14 protein-coding genes are annotated in these 14,972 nt (G+C 49.9%); 10 read left to right on the top strand and 4 right to left on the bottom strand.

All coding sequences use genetic code 11. The annotated features are described in order from the left end of the window. Window positions 1-13: 13 nt before the first annotated feature. Window positions 14-1,363 (bottom strand): quorum sensing histidine kinase QseC, encoded by a 1,350-nt coding sequence (gene qseC / locus BM191_RS12985; RefSeq protein WP_092878866.1) that lies wholly within the window; start codon window positions 1,361-1,363, stop codon window positions 14-16. Then, window positions 1,360-2,022: a quorum sensing response regulator transcription factor QseB gene (qseB, locus tag BM191_RS12980; protein ID WP_092878864.1), complete on the bottom strand. Its 663-nt coding sequence runs from the start codon at window positions 2,020-2,022 to the stop codon at window positions 1,360-1,362. Before qseB ends, qseC begins: the two co-directional genes overlap by 4 nt. 205 nt (window positions 2,023-2,227) lie before the next feature. Between qseB and BM191_RS12975 the strand changes: the two genes are divergently transcribed. Next, window positions 2,228-2,629 (top strand): YgiW/YdeI family stress tolerance OB fold protein, encoded by a 402-nt coding sequence (locus tag BM191_RS12975; RefSeq protein WP_092879042.1) that lies wholly within the window; start codon window positions 2,228-2,230, stop codon window positions 2,627-2,629. Window positions 2,630-2,633: 4 nt separating this feature from the next. Here BM191_RS12975 and BM191_RS12970 read toward each other — a convergent pair whose 3' ends face one another. Continuing rightward, window positions 2,634-3,530, bottom strand: coding sequence for a LysR family transcriptional regulator (locus BM191_RS12970; RefSeq protein ID WP_092878861.1), 897 nt, complete (start codon window positions 3,528-3,530; stop codon window positions 2,634-2,636). 104 nt (window positions 3,531-3,634) lie between these two features. Between BM191_RS12970 and budA the strand changes: the two genes are divergently transcribed. From budA to rbsR, 9 genes are all read left to right on the top strand, one after another. Beyond that, window positions 3,635-4,417, top strand: a complete 783-nt coding sequence (gene budA / locus BM191_RS12965; RefSeq protein WP_092878859.1) for an acetolactate decarboxylase — start codon at window positions 3,635-3,637, stop codon at window positions 4,415-4,417. A gap of 18 nt (window positions 4,418-4,435) precedes the next feature. Beyond that, the gene (gene alsS, locus BM191_RS12960) at window positions 4,436-6,115 is read left to right on the top strand and encodes an acetolactate synthase AlsS (protein WP_092878857.1); all 1,680 of its coding nucleotides are present in this window, start codon (window positions 4,436-4,438) and stop codon (window positions 6,113-6,115) included. Between the two features lie 22 nt (window positions 6,116-6,137). Continuing rightward, a complete protein-coding gene (locus BM191_RS12955) occupies window positions 6,138-6,911 on the top strand; it encodes a (S)-acetoin forming diacetyl reductase (RefSeq protein ID WP_092878855.1) in 774 nt (257 codons plus the stop codon). Window positions 6,912-7,244: 333 nt separating this feature from the next. Continuing rightward, window positions 7,245-7,664, top strand: coding sequence for a D-ribose pyranase (gene rbsD / locus BM191_RS12950; protein ID WP_092878853.1), 420 nt, complete (start codon window positions 7,245-7,247; stop codon window positions 7,662-7,664). Window positions 7,665-7,671: 7 nt separating this feature from the next. After that, window positions 7,672-9,174: a ribose ABC transporter ATP-binding protein RbsA gene (rbsA, locus tag BM191_RS12945; RefSeq protein WP_092878851.1), complete on the top strand. Its 1,503-nt coding sequence runs from the start codon at window positions 7,672-7,674 to the stop codon at window positions 9,172-9,174. A gap of 1 nt (window position 9,175) precedes the next feature. Next, window positions 9,176-10,144, top strand: coding sequence for a ribose ABC transporter permease (rbsC, locus tag BM191_RS12940; protein WP_092878849.1), 969 nt, complete (start codon window positions 9,176-9,178; stop codon window positions 10,142-10,144). A 75-nt stretch (window positions 10,145-10,219) separates the two neighbouring features. Beyond that, entirely contained in the window at window positions 10,220-11,098 is an 879-nt protein-coding gene (gene rbsB / locus BM191_RS12935) for a ribose ABC transporter substrate-binding protein RbsB (RefSeq protein ID WP_092878847.1), read from the top strand. Between the two features lie 57 nt (window positions 11,099-11,155). Next, window positions 11,156-12,085, top strand: a complete 930-nt coding sequence (rbsK, locus tag BM191_RS12930) for a ribokinase (protein WP_092879038.1) — start codon at window positions 11,156-11,158, stop codon at window positions 12,083-12,085. Window positions 12,086-12,090: 5 nt separating this feature from the next. Then, on the top strand, window positions 12,091-13,092 hold the full coding sequence (gene rbsR / locus BM191_RS12925) for a ribose operon transcriptional repressor RbsR (protein WP_407927880.1): 1,002 nt from the start codon (window positions 12,091-12,093) through the stop codon (window positions 13,090-13,092). Window positions 13,093-13,095: 3 nt separating this feature from the next. On the opposite strand, the gene mdtD is transcribed toward rbsR, so the two are convergent. Continuing rightward, on the bottom strand, window positions 13,096-14,496 hold the full coding sequence (mdtD, locus tag BM191_RS12920; RefSeq protein WP_092878845.1) for a multidrug transporter subunit MdtD: 1,401 nt from the start codon (window positions 14,494-14,496) through the stop codon (window positions 13,096-13,098). Between the last annotated feature and the right edge of the window lie 476 nt (window positions 14,497-14,972).

Below are 14,972 nucleotides of genomic sequence, written 5' to 3'. Positions count from 1 at the left end.
TTGGCGCTGTGCGTTATGTCCAGCTAAGGGTAACGCACAGTCCGCCTTCCGGGCGATTAGCCAGCGCCATTTTCATGTTATGCAGCTGAGCAATTTGTCTGACAATCGAGAGGCCCAGCCCGCTCCCCTGCTGTTTTTGTCCCGGTGGGCGAAAAAAGCGCTCTTCAATTCGCGTAATAAGCGCTTCGTCAATACCCGGCCCATTATCGATAATCTTGAGCTGGTTTGTGCTAAGCAAAAGCTGTACTTCGCCACCGGCACCGCCGTAGCGAATAGCGTTATCCAGCAGGTTACGCATCAATAATGATAACAACAGTGAATCGCCTTGTATGATAACGGGTTGAGACGATGCTTCCAGCGACAGCTGGATCCCAGCCTGCGTTGCTGTTGGATATTGCTCGACAATAGCCTGTCTGAGTAAAGTCTGAATCTCCGTTGGCGCGGTTTCCAGATCGCCGGTGTTATCCAGCCGCGAAAGGGCGAGTAGCTGATCGACAAGGCGACTGGCACGACCGATCCCACCAGTTAAATTATTAAGTGCTCGCGTGCGAGTGGAAGCATCTTCACCGGACAGCTGGGCGACCTCTGCTTGTACCCGCAATGCTGCCAGCGGGCTGCGTAGCTCGTGAGCAGCGTCGGAAATAAAACCACGCTCGCGGGAGATCATTCGTGAGGTGCGTGAAAAAAGCCCGTTAAGTGCCTGAACCAACGGGAAAACTTCTTTTGGTATCCGAGCGGGTTTCAGCTGATGGGTTGCATCAGGCGAGCGTTTTTCCAGTTCATAGGTCAGGCGACGCAGTGGTGAGAGCTCATGCGTTAGCAGCCAGAAGAGTAAAATGACCATCAGCGGCAGAGCATATAGCCAGGGATAGAGGCTGGCGGAGACCATATCTGCCGTCATCTCTTCCCGATATTTCTCTTTTTGCCCTACTGCTATCCGATACTGATAATCAGCACTGTCCAGCCAGACGATACGCCAGCGATCGTCGTCGTTAATCAATCTGCTATTTGAAAAGCCCTGCTTGTCTGGTTCAAAACCGATCTCACGACCATGATCGCCATCGTCGGCAACGCGTTTTCCATCGCGAGTAAAAATAGCAAATGCCAGTACATCATCATCAACGTTGCCACGATTATGACGCAGAAGCTTTTTACTTTTCTTTTCCGAGAGACTGTGTGGCGTCAGGTTATGCGGATCAAGGGTTGCCAGGCGACGTGCAAACAGCAGTTGCTGGGTGTCAAACAGCTCGTTGATGTTTTCCCGCGTTTGCAACCATGAAAGCAACGCCGCGGTACCCCCGCACAGCAGAACAATCAGTATGAAGCCAACAACAAGTCGCAGACGCAGGCTTATTTTTTTCATTTGGTGGGAGCCAGGATATAGCCGACACCATGTACCGTACGAATAAAATCGCTGCCGAGTTTTTTACGCAGATGATGGATGTGCACTTCTACCGTGTTGCTGGATACCTCGTCATCCCAGCTGTAAAGTTTCTCCTCGAGCTGAGTCCGGGTCAACACCCGGCCAGGATTACGCATCAAAAGCTCAAGAAGCGATAGCTCACGAGGTTTCATGGCCAGGGTTTCCCCGCGGACAGTAACAGTATGTGCTGCTGGATCAAGCGTTACCTCACCATGGCTAAGTTGTGGCTGAAACTGACCATAGCGACGGCGGATTAGTGCCTGCAAACGCGCGCTAACTTCGGTTAGTGCGAAGGGTTTACACAGGTAATCATCGGCGCCACTACTCAGGCCTTCCACGCGCTGTTCCAGGGCATTACGCGCGGTGAGGATCAGTACCGGGATATCGGCACCATTTTTACGCCATTGCGCCAGAATGTTGAGCCCATCCATCTCTGGTAAGCTGAGATCCAAAACCACCGCGTCGTAAGGTGCTGTGTTCAACGCGCTGTATCCTGTTTTGCCATCAGTAAACCAGTCGACGTTAAAACCAAGTTTAGTTAAACCTGCTTTGGTCCCATCGCCAATCAAGGTATCGTCCTCAATGAGTAAGATGCGCATTGTTGCTCTCCCTGTCTGTGCTAGCGCTAAATGTATTGATAAGGATAGTTGTACCGCATTAACTATTAATTTTGACGTAATAAATCAATTTTTAAAAAAAGACTCTGCGAACTATAGTATTAAGAACTTGTTAAGAAATGTATGTTTTAATCATTATCATCAACAAACTGATAGTCAGATTAAAAGGGAAAAAAGCATGAAATCATTGAAAAAAACTGCTGCTGTTTTAGCTATGGTCGCTTTGACTTCCGCACCGCTCTATGCAGCTCAGCAAGGCGGCTTCGTTGATCCGAATGCGCCGCACACACAGGTTGGTCATCAGGGAGGCTTCGCCGGACCAGACGGCAGCGCGGTTACCGCGGCTAAAGCCGGAGAGATGAGCGACAATAGCTGGGTTTCGGTTACCGGACATATCGAGAAACGCGTCGGCGATGATAAATATATATTCCGCGATAACACCGGTAATCTGCTGGTGGAAATTGATCATAAGCGTTGGATGGGACAAACCATCACTCCGCAGGATAAAGTTCAGCTGAAAGGTAAAATAGACAAAGATTTCAACTCTATAGAGCTTGATGTTAAAGAGATTATCAAGCTCAAGGGCTAAGACATTAACGTCCCTCCTGCGAAGCATTTCTCAAGGTTGAAACCATATGATGCACCGCAGGAGAACGATTAAAGCGACGCCATGCTAAGGCGATATCTGAAGTAAGCGTGATGTCGTCTATCGCATGAAAAGTCACTCCCGGATAGCTGATTTCACATACCGATGCAGGCACGAGAGTAAAGCCAAAACCTGCGGCAACCATGCTAATTGCTGGTAGCACTTGAGGTGCTTGCTGACCAAGCCTGGGCTGGAAACCGGCGCGCAGACAAGCGCTGACAATCATTTCATACAGGCTGGGAGAGACTTCACGTGGAAAAAGGACCAGTCTTTCTTCTCTCATCTCGCTAAGTGCGACCTGTTTATTTGCGCTTAGTCGGTGGCTTTGTGGCAAAACCAGACGCATTTGTTCGCTTGCCATCACCCTGAGGTCGAGTGATTTGCTACTTTCACAGGGGAGCCTGACGAAAGCTGCATCCAGCAACCCCTCCTGTAAATCATGTATCAACGCAGCCATATTATCTTCACGCGTCAACAGTGACATCGCCGGATAGTGTGTCTGAAACGCGGTGATTAAACTAAATACTGCCGGATGAAATACCACTGAACTGGCAAAGCCCAATGATAGCTCGCCACTGATACCGCGAGCGATACCTTTGGCCTTTTCCATCGCCAGACCGGCAAGCTCAAGGATGTGCTGTGCGTCGTGATAAAACACTTTTCCAGCCTCGGTCATCTCAACACTTCGTGTCAGGCGTTTTAAGAGTGGTGTGCCTATCTCGCGCTCAAGACGTAAAATTTGCTGGCTAAGTGGGGGCTGAGATATTCCCAGTATTTCTGCAGCGCGGGTGAAATTACCGTTTTGCGCAACGGTAACAAAATAGCGCAGATGGCGAAGTTCCATATTAAAAACGTCTCCAAATTAAGCCTTCTAGATATTGGTATCCTGCACTAAGTTTCGTCAAGATATTAAACAATGAAGCTTATATTTTGCCCGCGAGGAATAGAATGAATCATTCATTAACTGATTGTTTATGTGAGAAACAATTAGTTTCCACGGTAAGCGATTTTCACAGATCCAATCCAGAAAGTGTTATCTATCAGACCTCACTGATGAGCGCTTTACTAAGCGGTGTCTATGATGGGAATACCACGGTTGCCAACCTGCTTACGCGCGGAGATTTCGGACTTGGCACTTTTAATCAGCTCGATGGCGAACTGATCGCTTTCGATAGTCAGGTTTACCAACTACGATCAGACGGCAGTGCCTCCACGGCTAAGCCGGATCAAAAAACCCCCTTTGCAGTGATGACTTTTTTTAAGCCTGAATATCGACATCATTTTCAGCAACCTGTTGACCGTGAGGCTATACATCAGGTTATTAATCAGCAGGTGCAATCAGATAATCAGTTTTGTGCGTTGCGTATTGATGGTCTGTTCGCTGATGCGGCTACCCGAACCGTTCCCTGCCAACATCGTCCTTATCGTTCGATGCCAGAAATTCTCGATAATCAGCCAGTATTCACTTTTAACCGGCGTCGTGGCGTTGTTATTGGATTTCGTACGCCTCAGTACATGCAGGGTATTAACGTTGCGGGTTATCACGAGCACTTTATAACCGACGATCGCCAGGGGGGAGGGCATCTGCTTGACTATACCCTGCATGAAGGCGTTCTCACTTTTGGTGAGATTAATAAGCTGATTATTGATTTGCCGCAGGACAAGGATTTTCTTAATGCCAATCTGACGCCTGTAGATCTTGATTCTGCTATCCGCTCAGTTGAAGGCTAGTTTTATAGGGATGAAATGATGAAAAATCCGACAGAAACACCATTATGGCAGCACGGTGCCGATCTACTGGTAGCGCAGCTGGAAACGCTGGGCGTTAATCATGTCTTCGGCATTCCCGGCGCAAAAATTGATAAGGTTTTTGATTCTCTGCTCGATTCGCACATTCAAATTATTCCTGTTCGTCATGAAGCTAATGCCGCTTTTATGGCCGCCGCGGTTGGCAGACTGACCGGGAGAGCAGGAGTAGCGCTGGTGACCTCCGGCCCTGGCTGTTCAAATCTCGTTACCGGTATGGCAACGGCGACAACCGAAGGCGATCCCGTGGTGGCGCTGGGTGGCGCGGTAAAACGCGCCGACAGTTCTAAGCTGGTGCATCAAAGTATGGACACCGTTTCCATGTTTCGCCCGGTCACCAAGTTTTCTGCCGAAGTGACTGATGGCGATGCGCTGACTGAGGTTGTCTCGAATGCATTTCGCTATGCAGAACAAGGGCGCGGTGGTGGCGCTTTCATAAGTCTGCCACAGGATATCGTGGATGACCCGGTTAAAGGTCAGCCGATCCCCGCCAGAAAGCCCGTCGTTCAGGGAGCGGCACCGGAAGACGCTATCTCAGAGGCTATTGGTTATATCAGACAGGCAAAGAACCCCGTATTGCTGCTGGGCCTGATGGCGAGTCAGGCTAAAAATAGTGATGCGATTCGCCGTTTATTGAATAAAAGTCACATTCCCGCTACCAGTACCTATCAGGCTGCGGGTGCTATAAACCAGGAGCACTTCTCCCGATTCGCCGGACGAGTAGGGCTGTTTAATAACCAGGCTGGCGACCGTCTGCTACGTCAGGCGGATCTGATCATAACCATCGGTTACAGCCCGGTTGAGTACGAGCCAGCGATGTGGAACTCCGGCAAAGCAAAGCTGGTGCATATCGATGTACAGCCAGCGGAGATTGATAATAATTACTTACCGGATACGGAACTGGTGGGCGATATCGCGGCGACACTGGATAAGCTGAGTGAGCATATTAATAGCGTGCTGAATTTGAGCGATGAGGCGGCTGCTATTTTGCAGGATCGGCAGGATCAGCGCCAACTGTTGGCGGTCCAGGGACATAAGCTGAGTCAGTTTGCCTTGCATCCACTCCGTATCGTAAGGGCGATGCAAGACATCATTAATAGTGATGTCACACTGACCGTCGATATGGGTAGTTTTCATATCTGGATTGCCCGTTATTTATATAGTTTTCGTGCGCGTCAGATCATGATTTCAAATGGGCAGCAGACAATGGGGGTAGCACTTCCATGGGCGATAGGAACATGGCTGGTTGATCCCAGCCGTAAGGTGGTTTCTGTTTCCGGCGACGGGGGTTTTTTGCAATCCAGTATGGAGCTGGAGACCGCGGTCAGACTCAATGCCAATATTCTGCATATCATCTGGGTGGATCAAGGGTACAACATGGTGGCGATACAGGAGGAAAAAAAATATCAGCGTGTTTCAGCTGTTAATTTTGGCCCCGTTGATTTCAAACTTTACGCTGAAGCTTTCGGTGCGAAAGGATTCGTCGTACAAAATGCAGAGTCGCTGGAGCATACCCTGCGTTGCGCAATGGATGTGCAAGGCCCGTCTGTGGTAGCGATCCCAGTTGATTATGCCGATAACCCCATGTTAATGGGTCAACTGCATTTGAGTCAGATCTTGTGAGAGCTTGTTCAAGGAGAAAGAGATGAAAAACAAAGTTGCATTAGTTACCGGCGCAGGACAGGGGATTGGTAGAGCGATTGCCATTCGTCTGGCAAAGGATGGTTTTGGCGTAGCAGTAGTCGATTATAATGAGCAAACGGCACGACAGGTTGCCGATGAGATTACTCATCATGGTGGTAGAGCCTGTGCCATTAAAGCTGACGTATCAAATCGTGACCAGGTTTTTACCGCCGTTGAGCAGGCGAGAGATTTGCTGGATGGATTTGATGTTATCGTTAATAACGCTGGCATTGCCCCGACTACCCTAATCGAAGCGATTACGCCAGAGATGGTGGATAAAGTTTACGATATCAATGTAAAAGGGGTTATCTGGGGAATTCAGGCCGCAGTCCAGGCTTTTCGCGCGGAAGGTCATGGCGGAAAAATCATTAATGCCTGCTCGCAGGCTGGACATGTTGGCAATCCTGAGCTGGCTGTTTACAGCTCAAGTAAATTTGCCGTGCGTGGCCTGACACAAACCGCTGCGCGCGATCTTGCCTCATCAGGTATCACCGTAAATGCTTATTGCCCTGGTATTGTCAAAACACCGATGTGGGAAAAAATCGACCGGGAAATTTCTGCTGCGGCTGGACAGCCTGTGGGCTATGGTACTGCCGAATTTGCTAAACGCATTACCCTCGGTCGTCTTTCTGAACCCGAAGACGTAGCAGCTTGTGTTTCATATCTTGCTGGCCCGGACTCTGACTATATGACGGGCCAGGCACTGTTGATCGATGGCGGCATGGTTTTTAATTAATTTGACTTATATCGTCTGGTACACAAGAAGATCGGATGCCTTCAGAAAAAAATGTTTTTTTGACGCATCTCACGGCAGACAGGTTGTGAGATGCGCGGTAGGCTCAATGTGCGTTTGTTTACCATTTTACCTCTTTCGTTGTTCAGCCTGACGTTTCAACTCTACTTTTTCTTTTCTATCCTTGTAGTTTGCAAATTATCCCCCTGATCATCCATTTTTTGCCGCGAGCGAAACGTTTCGATAGTGATCACAAATTCATTAACTGCTGATTGTTTCCCTGAGAATATTGTCGGAAACTTGGCGCCAGCGAAACGTTTCGCTCCGGAGTGAATGATGAAGAAAGGCAGCCTGTTACAGTCTGACATTTCAGCACTTATTGCCCGCATGGGTCATACAGATACCCTGGTTGTAGCCGATGCCGGGCTGCCGATTCCATCGGGTCCTGAGCGAATCGATCTCGCGCTGACCCAAGGCATTCCCACTTTTCTCCAGGTGACAGAACAGATAACCAATGAAATGCAGGTTGAGCGCGTCACGGTGGCGAAAGAAATCTGCCAGCATAATGTGGAAGTGCATCGCCAGCTCACCTCGTTGATCGAGGACTTGCAGCAGCGCCAGGGAAATTCAATCAGCATTGAGTACGTCAGCCACGAAAACTTCAAACAGCTTACTCACCAAAGCCTGGGCGTGGTTCGCAGCGGAGAATGTACCCCCTACGCTAATATCCTGCTTCATGCAGGTGTGACTTTTTGAGGTAGCGATGCAACCGTTACTGCAACTCAGTGGCATTGAAAAGTCTTTCACTGGCGTGAAAGCGCTTTCCGGCGCCTCTCTCAGTGTATATTGCGGACGAGTTATGGCGCTGGTGGGGGAAAATGGTGCCGGTAAATCCACCATGATGAAAATTATGACTGGTATTTATCTGCGCGATGCCGGTTCGCTCAAGTGGCTGGGTGAGGAAACTGTTTTTAACGGGCCAAAAGCTTCGCAGGATGCCGGTATTGGCATCATCCACCAGGAGCTTAACCTCGTTCCTCAGCTTACTGTGGCGGAGAATATCTTTCTTGGCCGTGAGGTGACTAATCGCTTTGGCAAAATTAACTGGGCTGATATCTATCAGCAGGCGGATAGTTTGCTCAAGCGGTTAAACCTACGCTTTAGCAGCCGTCAGCTGGTGGGTGATTTGTCGATTGGCGATCAGCAGATGGTTGAAATTGCCAAAGTGCTCAGCTTCAAATCGCGCGTCATCATCATGGATGAACCTACCGATGCGTTAACAGACACTGAAACCGCTTCGTTATTTAATGTCATTCGCGATCTGAAAGCCCAGGGCTGTGGCATTGTCTATATCTCTCACCGCCTGAAAGAGATTTTTGACATTTGCGATGAGGTAACCGTTTTCCGCGACGGTCAGTTTATTGCTGAACGAGCGGTGAGCGAACTGAGTGAAGAATCACTGATTGAAATGATGGTTGGGCGCAAGCTGGAAGATCACTATCCTTATCTCGAAAAAGCGCCAGGTAAGGTGCTGCTGGAAGTTGAAAATCTTAGCGGTCCGGGTGTTGACTCTGTGAGCTTTTCCCTCCGCCAGGGGGAGATTATTGGTATTTCCGGGCTGATGGGTGCCGGACGCACTGAACTGATGAAAATACTCTACGGTGCGTTGCCTGTAAGTGCCGGAACGATGCGTCTGAACGGCAACGTTGTGCAGACGCGTACGCCCGAAGAGGGGCTGAAAAACGGTATTGTTTATATTTCGGAAGATCGTAAGCGTGATGGACTGATTCTCGGAATGTCCGTGAAAGAAAACATGTCGCTGACAGCGCTGCGCTATTTCAGCCGGACAGGTGGTCAGCTAAAACATGCCGAGGAACAACTGGCGGTTGGTGATTTTATCTGTTTGTTCAATATCAAAACGCCCTCGATGAATCAGCCGGTCGGGCTGCTTTCTGGTGGTAATCAGCAAAAAATTGCAATCGCTCGTGGGCTAATGACCCGGCCAAAAGTCCTCATTCTCGATGAGCCAACCCGTGGCGTAGATGTGGGCGCAAAAAAAGAAATTTATCAGCTGATAAATCAGTTTAAAGATGATGGACTGAGTATTTTACTGGTTTCGTCGGAAATGCCAGAGGTGTTGGGAATGAGCGACCGTATTCTGGTGATGCATGAAGGTCGGATAAGCGGCAATTTTTCCAGAGATCAAGCCACCCAAGCGGTTTTGATGGCGGCAGCGGTCGGTAAACAGCCCGAGGAGTTGGCCTGATATGAACGCACAAATTATTCCCTCTCAGCGTCGCTGGTTTAGCAAACGTTGGCTTCTTGAGCAGAAATCGCTGTTCGCACTGCTCATATTAATTGCCATAGTGGCGTTTCTCAGCCCTAACTTTTTTACCGTTAACAATTTGCTCAATATCCTGCAGCAGACTTCGGTAAACGCCATCATGGCTGTTGGGATGACATTGGTCATTTTAACATCGGGTATTGATCTCTCCGTCGGCTCATTATTGGCCCTGACCGGGGCCGTCGGCGCTTCGCTGGTAGGTATCGACGTCAACGCATTGCTGGCGGTTACGGCGTCTCTGGCACTGGGCGCGGCCATCGGTGCCATAACCGGCATTATTGTGGCAAAGGGTAAAGTCCAGGCGTTTATCGCTACGTTGGTGATGATGCTGCTGTTGCGCGGCGCTACGCTGGTTTATACCGATGGCAGTCCAATCAATACCGGCTTCGATGCTAATGCCGATCTCTACGGTTGGTTTGGTATTGGTCGGCTGATGGGGATACCGGTTCCAGTATGGCTGATGGCGCTGGTCTTTCTGCTGTCCTGGTACACCCTGCACCATACCCGGCTTGGACGCTATATCTATGCGTTGGGTGGCAATGAAGCGGCAACGCGTCTTTCTGGTATTAGCGTTAACCGGGTCAAAATCGTGGTCTATTCCCTTTGTGGGCTACTGGCCGCGTTGGCAGGCACCATTGAAGTGGCAAGACTTTCGTCGGCTCAGCCTACGGCGGGTAGTGGCTATGAGCTTGATGCTATTGCGGCTGTAGTGCTCGGCGGCACCCGTCTGGCCGGCGGTAAAGGGCGGGTTTTCGGTACGCTGATTGGCGCGCTTATCCTGGGTTTTTTAAATAACGGCCTTAATCTTCTGAGCGTTTCTTCCTACTACCAGATGATTGTCAAAGCGGCGGTGATTCTAATGGCGGTTCTTATCGACAACAAAAGTAGCTAATAAACCTTACCTGGAATCTGTTTCGCTGGACGTAGCGTTTACAGACTGGGTACTACCCCGACAGGAACATATAACATGAAAATACTGACTTCACTGGCTGTGGTTGTATCTCTGGCCTTCAGCGTCAGTGCGCTGGCAAAAGATAATATTGCGCTGGTCGTTTCAACGCTGAATAATCCGTTCTTCGTTACTCTTAAAGAAGGTGCGCAGAAGGAGGCCAATAAGCTTGGCTACAACCTGATAGTGCTTGATTCACAAAACAATCCGGCCAAAGAGTTAGCCAACGTGCAGGATCTGACGGTACGCGGGACCAAAGTGATACTGATTAACCCCACGGATTCCGATGCGGTAGGGAACGCAGTTAAAATAGCAAATCAGGCCAACATTCCGGTAATAACCCTCGATCGCGTGGCTTCAGCAGGTGAAGTCATCAGCCATGTGGCTTCCGATAACCGTCTTGGCGGTAAAATGGCCGGTGATTTTATCGCAGAAAAGCTGGGTAAAGGTGCCCGTATTATCGAGTTGCAAGGTATTGCCGGCACTTCCGCCGCGCGTGAGCGCGGCGAAGGTTTTGCGGAGGCGGTTAAAGCACATAACTTTAAGGTTCTTGCCAGCCAGCCTGCGGACTTCGATCGCACCAAGGGGCTGAACGTAATGCAGAATTTGCTCACCGCTCATCCGGAGGTGCAGGCGGTATTCGCGCAGAATGATGAAATGGCGCTGGGGGCTTTACGCGCTCTGCAGACCGCAGGTAGAAGCGATGTTATCGTCGTTGGGTTTGATGGCACTGCCGATGGTGTGAAAGCGGTTGAAGGCGGTAAGATGGCAGCTACGGTGGCACAGCGTCCCGATCAGATTGGTGTTATTGGCCTGGCTACTGCTGATAACGTGATCAAAGGTGAAAAAGTCCCAAAAACTGTTCCCGTCGATCTGAATCTGGTTAGGCAGAAATAACGAGTTAATATGCTGCTCGTACCACGAGCTGCTTCATTTATTCAGGACGGTCCTGCTATGACGAAACGTGGAAAACTGGCTGTGCTTGGCAGCATCAATGCCGATCATATCCTGAATCTGGCACAGTTTCCGCGTCCAGGCGAAACGGTGATCGGTAAACAATATGAGGTCGCTTACGGTGGAAAAGGCGCGAATCAGGCCGTCGCTGCCGGGCGTGCAGGGGCTGATGTAACTTTCGTCGCCTGCATAGGTAGTGACGATATTGGCCGCCAGATGCGTCAGCAGTTTAATCGTGATGGCATTAACGTTACTACCATTGAAGAGGTCGAGGGAGAGGCCACCGGCGTCGCGTTGATTTACGTCAATAAAGAAGGTGAAAACATTATTGGCATTTACGCGGGTGCCAACGGAGCGCTTACGCCGGAGCGGGTGCAAAAGCAGTGGCAAATCATTGCACAGGCCGACGCATTGCTGATGCAGCTGGAATCACCGATTGAAAGTGTCCAGCTGGCGGCGGAAATTGCAGTGAAAAATCGTTGTAAGGTGATCCTTAACCCCGCACCAGCAGCAAAACTCAGTGATAAGTTGTTGGCGCTAGTAGACATTATCACGCCCAATGAAACGGAAGCGCAGACTCTCACCGGGATTGACGTTAGCGATGATAATGGCGCGGCGCTTGCAGCAGCGGCACTGCACAAAAAAGGCATTGCGACGGTTATTATCACCCTCGGCAACCGTGGTGCCTGGCTGAGTGAAGGTGGCAAAGGTAAAAAAATAGCCGGATTTAAGGTGAGTGCGGTGGATACTATTGCGGCGGGTGATACCTTTAACGGTGCGTTGATTACCGCTCTGCTGGAAGCGCAGCCGCTGGATGAGGCGATTATTTTCGCACATGCTGCTGCTGCAATTGCCGTTACGCGTTCAGGCGCGCAGCCTTCGGTGCCACGACGTGAAGAGATTGATCGTTTTCTACAACAGCAGAGGTGAGCAGTGTGGCCACCATGAAAGATGTTGCCCGCAAGGCAGGCGTTTCCACCTCGACGGTTTCGCACGTAATCAACAATAACCGCTTTGTCAGCGAAGCGGTGCGGGAAAAGGTTGAGGGGGCAATTCGCACACTAAATTACGCCCCCTCTGCGTTGGCTCGCAGCCTGAAAATGAATCAGACTCGCACCATCGGTATGTTGCTGTCTGCCAGCAGCAATCCTTTCTATTATGAAGTGGTACGCGGTGTTGAACGAATCTGCTATGAGCGTGATTACAGTCTAATTCTGTGTAACACCGAAGGCGATGAAGATCGTATGAACCATAGTCTTGAATCATTGTTACAAAAGCGCGTGGACGGTTTGCTGATCATGTGTACGGAGAGCCAGCCTCCCTCACGTGATATCCTTACCCGCTATCCTTCTATACCAAGCGTAATGATGGATTGGGCACCGTTTGATGGCGACAGCGATATTATTCAGGATAATTCTCTGGTGGGGGGGGAGCTTGCCACACGTTTTCTCATCCAAAGTGGATACCGTGGGATAGCTTGTATCGCTGGCCCTCAGGATAAAACACCGGCCCGGCTACGACTTGACGGTTTTCGGAATGCAATGCTAACGGCTGGTATCCCCTTTAATCCGGAATATCTGGTGTATGGCGATTTTGAATTCTCCGGTGGATATAGCGCGATGAAACAGTTATTGGCGCTGGAACAACCACCGGATGCTGTTTTTACCAGTAATGATGCAATGGCGGTGGGCTGTTATCACGCCATCCACGAAGCCGGGTTAGTTGTAGCCAGAGATATTGCGGTTATGGGTTACGACGATATTGAGCTGGCGCGCTATCTTTGTCCGCCACTGTCAACGATCCATCAGCCGAAAGACGATTTAGGTGAGCTGGCAATTGATACTCTGCTACACCGCCTGGCTGATCCTGACGCCAGCCGGCAAGTGTTAGTGCTGACGCCGGAACTCGTTGTGCGCGACTCGGTGGCAATGCGTTAGAGTTTATTTTCTGCTTTTCTTTTCACTGTCGATAATTAAATTACGGCCGTCCCCTTTCTTCAACAGTAAAAATACCGCTGAAGCCAGAATAGTGATGGCCCCCATCGTTACAAAGGTTGCATGGAATTGCTGAACGACAGTGGCGTCAACGTTTTCGTAAAAGCGTAAAGCAGCGGCGCTAATCGCAACACCAAAGCCGATAGAAAGCTGCTGGGTTACCGCCAGTACGCTATTGCCGCTACTGGCGGTATTTTCCGTCAGATCAGCTAGGGTTATGGTATTCATTGCAGTGAACTGAGTTGACATCGCCATACCCAGTACAAATAGCGCCAGTAGCAGCCAGACAACGCTATTTTGTGAGGATTGCAGAGCGAAACTGGCGATCAGTATGCCGATAATTATGCTCATACCAACCAGCGTTTTACGGTAGCCGTTCCAGCGCAGAAGCTGAGTAACCGTTGATTTGGCCACTATTGAACCAATCGCTGTAGGTGCCATCATGCAGCCAGCAATAATGGCTTGATAGCCAAAGCCTATCTGAAGCATTAAGGGCATCAGAAATGGAATTGCACCCGTACCGAGGCGGCCGACAATGTTGCCAGCGATACCAACGGAAAAGGTGCGTATTTTGAACATTGGCAGGCTTATCAGCGGGCTGGGATGACGACGAGCGTGGCTTATGTAAAGCAGTAGCAGAACAATACCGCTAAATAACAGCGCACAAGCAACCGTATAGCTGGAAATTTGCTCACCAAAAAGCTCCAGCCCGCTGGATATCAAAACCAGTCCCAGACCAAACAGTAAAAAGCCCAGCATGTCGAAGCGACGCTTAGGTGTGGTGAAGTTGGGCATGTAGCGGCGGGCGTAAATGACGCCAATAATCCCGATGGGAATATTAATTAAAAAGATCCAGTGCCAGGTCGCCCAGGTTACCAGAATCCCCCCCAGTAGGGGACCCATTATCGGCCCGACCAGACCGGGCATAGTGACAAAGTTCAACACCGGCAGGAGTTCACTGCGGGGATAGGCGCGTAATAAAGCAAGCCTGGCGACCGGCATCATCATCGCCCCACCTACGCCTTGGATAACGCGAGAAACAACCAGCATTGTCAGGGTGCCTGAAAGTGCGCACAGGAGGGAGCCGAAGCTAAACAGTGATACGGCAATGATAAAAACCCGGCGAGTGCCATAACGGTCGGCCAACCAACCGCTAATCGGTATCAGTAAGGCTACGGTCAGCGTATAGCTGATAACCGCAGATTCCATAGCGAGTGGGGAGTGATTCAGACTTCGTGCGATCGCAGGTATAGCGGTATTCAGGATAGTGGCATCCAGCGATTGCATAAAAAAAGCCATCGCGGCAATCCAGGGAAGCCCGGCCATTCTGCGCGCAGATTTAATCATCTGACGTCATCCCTCTTATCGACGAAAGTTAGAAATGTGAATGATGACAGCATAGCACTGATAACCAGTCAAAAGTCTTCACGTCTGACGGTAATATTGCGATTATTTCCTTCATAACACGGCGTTTTGACTCATTTGAGAGTAAAAAAACGGCAGTTAATTGTAATTTTGTAAATAGCGCTTGCCAGCGCTTGTCAGCTGCCTATAATGCGCCACCACTGACACGGTAAAGCGGTAACGCGGGCGGGTCAGCAAGGTAATGAAGTGATTCATTTTCTTGTGAGAGGGAAGGAAAAAAACCTTGACTCTTCAGCGGTGAAGCGTAATATACGCCACCTCGCGACAGCAGGCTCAGCGCCGCGTCGCACTGCTCTTTAACAATTTATCAGACAATCTGTGTGGGCACTCGCAGGATTGATATCGCAAAACTATTTGATGTATCAAGTCTTGAAGAGTGAACACGTAAATTCATTACG

Source organism: Izhakiella capsodis (genome assembly GCF_900115045.1).
Lineage (GTDB): Bacteria > Pseudomonadota > Gammaproteobacteria > Enterobacterales > Enterobacteriaceae > Izhakiella > Izhakiella capsodis.
This window is presented reverse-complemented; position numbering and strand designations above follow the sequence as displayed.

Bases quoted from the DNA above. Each gene is read 5' to 3' on its own strand.
- BM191_RS12970 (WP_092878861.1), bottom strand. From the start codon at position 3,530: ATGGAACTTCGCCATCTGCGCTATTTTGTTACCGTTGCGCAAAACGGT.
- rbsC (WP_092878849.1), top strand. From the start codon at position 9,176: ATGAACGCACAAATTATTCCCTCTCAGCGTCGCTGGTTTAGCAAACGT.
- qseB (WP_092878864.1), bottom strand. From the start codon at position 2,022: ATGCGCATCTTACTCATTGAGGACGATACCTTGATTGGCGATGGGACC.
- qseC (WP_092878866.1), bottom strand. From the start codon at position 1,363: ATGAAAAAAATAAGCCTGCGTCTGCGACTTGTTGTTGGCTTCATACTG.
- rbsK (WP_092879038.1), top strand. From the start codon at position 11,156: ATGACGAAACGTGGAAAACTGGCTGTGCTTGGCAGCATCAATGCCGAT.
- rbsB (WP_092878847.1), top strand. From the start codon at position 10,220: ATGAAAATACTGACTTCACTGGCTGTGGTTGTATCTCTGGCCTTCAGC.
- rbsD (WP_092878853.1), top strand. From the start codon at position 7,245: ATGAAGAAAGGCAGCCTGTTACAGTCTGACATTTCAGCACTTATTGCC.
- rbsA (WP_092878851.1), top strand. From the start codon at position 7,672: ATGCAACCGTTACTGCAACTCAGTGGCATTGAAAAGTCTTTCACTGGC.
- budA (WP_092878859.1), top strand. From the start codon at position 3,635: ATGAATCATTCATTAACTGATTGTTTATGTGAGAAACAATTAGTTTCC.
- BM191_RS12955 (WP_092878855.1), top strand. From the start codon at position 6,138: ATGAAAAACAAAGTTGCATTAGTTACCGGCGCAGGACAGGGGATTGGT.
- mdtD (WP_092878845.1), bottom strand. From the start codon at position 14,496: ATGATTAAATCTGCGCGCAGAATGGCCGGGCTTCCCTGGATTGCCGCG.
- alsS (WP_092878857.1), top strand. From the start codon at position 4,436: ATGAAAAATCCGACAGAAACACCATTATGGCAGCACGGTGCCGATCTA.